Genomic DNA, 4757 nt, shown 5'->3' with positions numbered 1-4757 from the left:
GGATGGAGTCGCCGCCGAGGGTGAAGAAGTTGTCGTGGCGGCCGACGCGGTCGAGGTGCAGGACTTGTGCCCAGATCTCGGCGAGGGTCTTCTCGGCGTCGGTTTCCGGTGCCACATAAGGGTGTTCGGGTTCCAGTTGGTCGGGCGCGGGTGCGGGCAGGGCGTGGCGGTCGAGCTTCCCGTTGCGGGTCAACGGCATGCGCTCGAGCCGGAGGATCGCTCCCGGGACCATGTAGTCGGGAAGGGATCGCGCACACCACTCGCGGAGCTCGGAAGTGCGGGTGTCCGGTCCGGATACGACGTAGGCGCACAGCCGGAGCGTCCCGGCGTCGCGGCGGGCGAGCACGACAGCCTCGCGCACCGCCGGATGACGCCGCAGAACGGCTTCGATCTCGCCGGGCTCGACGCGGAAACCCCGCAGCTTGACCTGGTCGTCGATGCGGCCGAGGAAGGTGAGCGTTCCGTCGCGCAGGAACCGGCCGCGGTCGCCGGTGCGGTACAGCCGGGCACCGGGCTCGCGTGCGAAGGGGTCGGGAACGAACCGGTCCGCGGTGAGCCCCGGCTGTCCGGCGTACCCGCGCGCGAGGCCGGGGCCGCCGATGTGGATTTCCCCGGGGACACCGGGCGGGCAGGGCCGCAGGTCCGGGCCCAGGACGTGAACCCGGTGATTGGCGAAGGGACGTCCCAGATGCGGCTGGGGATCGTCCACGGTGCACTCGCCGATGGTGGCGCCCACGGTGGTCTCCGTGGGGCCGTAGCCGTTGAGCAGCCGGCGTCCCGGCGCCCAGGCGCGGACCACCTCGGCGGTCAGAGCCTCGCCGGTGGAGGTGAGGACCTCCAGGTACGGCGCGCATTCGGGCGGGAGCGCGGCCAGCACCGCCGGGGCGAGCGTGGCCTGTGTGATGGCCTGCTCGTCCAGCAGCGTCTCGAGCCGGGGGCCCGGCAGCCGTTGTTCACCGGTAGCGACGCAGAGCGCACCGCCGAACGGCAGCGCCATCGCGAGGTCCCAGAAGGACGCGTCGAAACTGAAGGACGCGAGCTGGAGGGTCCGGCTCCGTGCGGTGGGCTCGACGGTCCCGGCCTCGACCGTGACGAGGTTCGCCAGGCCGCGGTGCGCCATCAACGTCCCCTTGGGACGGCCGGTCGAACCGGAGGTGTAGATCAGGTAGGCCAGGTCGTCGGGGCGGGGGCCGTCCGGGAGGCCCGACGAGTCCGCCGCGGCGATCTCCGCGGCCTCCTCGTCGAGACGGAGCACGGTCGCGGTGTGCGCGGGCAGGCCTTCGCTCAGGTCGCCGGTGGTGATCACGACGGAAACACCGCTGTCGGCGAGCGTGTACGCGAGCCGGTCCGCCGGGAGGGCGGTGTCCAGTGGCAGGTAGGCGCCGCCGGCCTTGAGCACGGCCAACAGCGCCACGAGCGAGCCGGCCGAGCGTTCGAGGAACACCGCCACCCGCGTTTCGGCCGCGACACCCCTGGCACGCAGCACGCGGGCGAGCCGGTTCGCGTGGGCGTCGAAGGCGGCGTAGGTGAGCTGCCGGTCCCCGCACACGATCGCGACCGCGTCCGGGGTCCGCGCGACCTGCTCCTCCACCAGCTGGTGGAAACACCGGTCGTGGCGGTACGGCGCGTCGGTGGCGTTCCAGTCGGTGAGCCAGGCCCGCTCGTGCCCGCCGAGCAGCGGCACCTCGCCCACCCGCCGGCCGGGATCCTCGGTCATGGCTTCGAGCAGGCGCACGAAACGCCCGGCGAACAGCCGCACGGTGTCCTGGTCGAACAGGTCGGTGTTGTACTCCACCGAGCACCGCAGCTGTCCGTCCCGCTCGCTCAGGGAGAACGCGAGGTCGAAGCGGGACGTGCCGGGGTCGATGTCCACTTCGGTCGCGGTGCAGCCGGGCAGGCCGAGATCCGCCGTCCCGGTGTTCTGCAGCGCGAACAACACCTGGAACACCGGGTTGTAGCTCAGATCCCGCTCCGGCCGCAGGACGTCGATCATCAGCTCGAACGGGACTTCCTGATGGCCGTAGGCGTCGAGGCAGGTTTCGCGGACGCGCTCGAGGAGCTTCCGGAAACTGGGGTCGCGGGGAAAGCGCACGCGCAGTGGAAGCGTGTTGGCGAAGTAGCCGACCAGGTGCCGGGTGTGCGGGTGGGCACGGTTGGCGACCGGGGTGCCGATGGTGATGTCGTGCTCATGGGTGTGCCGGTGGAGCAGCGCGGCGTACGCGGTGAGCAGCACCATGTACGGCGTGGCGTCGTGCTCGCGAGCGAGCTTGCGCAGCGCCTCGTGGAGGCCGGTGGGAACGGTGAACGTGTGGGTGGCGCCGTGGAACCGCTGGGTGGCCGGGCGTGGCCGGTCGGTGGGCAGTTCGAGCAGCGCGGGAGCGTCGGCGAGATGCTCCCGCCAGAACGCCAGATGCTCCTCCGCGGCACCGCTTTCGAGCCAGTTGCGTTGCCAGAGCGTGTAATCGGCGTAGTGGACGGGAAGGACGGGAAGCGGCTCCGGCGATCCGCCATAGACGGCGGCCAACTCGGTGAACAGCACACGGAGGGCCCAGCCGTCGAACACGATGTGGTGCCCGACGAGCACGAGCAGCTGCTCCTGGTCGGCGAGGCGCAGTACGGAGGCCCGCAGGAGTGGGCCGTGCCGGAGGTCGAAAGCGCGCCGCACGATGCCAGTGGCGGCCTCCCGTGCCGTTTCGGGCCGGTCCCGCAGGTCGGTGACCGGGATCTCGATCCGGCAGTGGTCCGCGATCGCCTGGAACGGGCGGCCATCCTCGACGCCCACACTCGTGCGGAGGGCCTCGTGCCGCGCGACCACGGTGTTCAGAGCGGCTTCGAGCGCGGCGACGTCGAGCGGCCCGGCCAGCCGGAGGACCATCGGCGCCGCGTAGGCCGCGGTACCCGGGACCAGTTGTTCGAGGAACCAGAGCTGCCGCTGGGTGTGGGAAAGCGGGACACGCGCGGTGTCGCGGCGCGGCACCAGCGCGGGGACACCGCGCGCCGGGGATTCCGACGGCTCGCCGATCTCTCCCGCCAGTGCCGCGAGATCGGGCGTGGCGAGGACGTCGCGCACCGGGACGTCGACGCCGAACGCCTCCTGGATCCGGCTCCGCAGCTGTGTGGCGATGAGCGAATGACCGCCGAGGGCCAGGAAGTTGTCCTCCCGTCCCACGGGCGTTACTCCGAGGAGGTCGGACCAGATCTCGGCCAGCGCGTGTTCAAGCGGCGTTCGTGGTGCCCGGTAAGGGTTTTCCGCGTCGCGGCCGGACGGGGGAGAGGGCAGGGCGCGCCGGTCCGTCTTGCCGTTGGCGGTGAGCGGGAACCGGTCGAGGCCGACGAACGTGGTGGGCACGAGGTAGCCGGGCAGCCGTTCCGCACAATGGGCCCGCAGCGGCGGGGTGGCGACGGCGGGCGTGACGTACGCGGTGAGCCGCGGGGTGCCGGAGACGTCATCACAGAGCAGGACCGCGGCGTCGGTGACGGCGGGATGGGCACGAAGCACGGCTTCGATCTCGCCAGGTTCGATCCGGTAGCCGCGGAACTTGATCTGGTCGTCGACTCGGCCCAGAAAGCCGAGCGCGCCGTCCGGTTCGACGCGCACCAGATCGCCGGTGCGGTAGAGCCGTGCGCCCGCGACGCGGCCGAAGGGATCGGGGACGAACCGTTCAGCCGTGCGCGCGGGACGTTCCCAGTAGCCGCGGGCCAGCCCGTCCCCGCCGAGGTACAGCTCACCGGGCTCGCCGTCGGGCACCGGCCGCATGTCCGCGTCGAGGACGTGGACCCGGGTGCCCTCGATGGCGTGGCCGATGGTCACCGGGCGCCCCGGTTCGCAGGTGGCCACTGTGGACCAGATGGTGGCCTCGGTGGGGCCGTACAGGTTCCGGAACCGCCGCCCCGGCGCCCAGCGTGCCACGAGCGCGGGCGGGCACGCCTCGCCGGCCACGGTCAGCGTCTTCAGTGTGGGCAGCGACGCGGGTGGCAGCACGGTCAGCGAGGACGGGGGCAACGTCGCGATCGTGACGGCCTGTTCGTCGAGGAGGTTCGCCAGCTCGGGACCGGGCAGCAGGCGGTCCGGCTCGGCGAGGCAGAGTGTTCCGCCCGAGCCCAGCGCCATGACCAGCTCGAAGATGGACGCGTCGAAGCTCGGCGAAGCGAACTGCAGCATCCGGCAGCCGGGGCCGGGTGCGAACTCGATGTCCTGCGCCCTGGCCAGCGCCGGGATACCGCGATGGGTCACCACGGTGCCCTTGGGCGTGCCGGTGGAACCCGACGTGTAGATGACGTAGGCGGAACTGTCGGGAAAAGTGCGGCGTGGCAACGGTCGGTCGTCCTGCCGCAGGATCTCGTCCCGTTCCCCGCCGAGGCGGACGACGCGTGCCGTGGTGGTGGGGAGGTCCGGCGGCGGTCCGTCTTCGGTGAGCAGCACTTCGGCCCGGCAGTCGGCGAGCATGTACGCCAGCCGTTCGGCCGGGTACGCCGGATCCAGCGGCACGTGGACACCGCCCGCTTTCATGACGGCCAGCAGGCCGATCACCGCGGCCGGCGAGCGCCGCATACACACGCCCACCCGCACCTCGGGGCCCACACCGAGGCCGCGCAGGTATCCGGCGAGGCGGTTGGCCCGCGAGTCCAGTGCGGCGTAGGTCAGCACCTCGTCACCGAAGGAGAGCGCGACGGCGTCGGGCCGCAGCGCGGCTTGGGCGGCGGCCAGTTCGGGAAGGCCGCCGTCGTCGAACAACGCGGGCGGGAGCGTGACGGTC

At 72.0% G+C, this 4757-nt stretch carries 1 protein-coding gene; it reads right to left on the bottom strand.

The window, feature by feature from the left end; all coding sequences use genetic code 11:
- On the bottom strand, positions 1 to 4757 hold a 4757-nt coding region (locus tag FNH05_RS32395), incomplete at both ends, for a non-ribosomal peptide synthetase (protein ID WP_144592653.1).

Source organism: Amycolatopsis rhizosphaerae (genome assembly GCF_007713715.1).
In the GTDB taxonomy this organism is placed as follows: domain Bacteria; phylum Actinomycetota; class Actinomycetes; order Mycobacteriales; family Pseudonocardiaceae; genus Amycolatopsis_E; species Amycolatopsis_E rhizosphaerae.
This window is presented reverse-complemented; position numbering and strand designations above follow the sequence as displayed.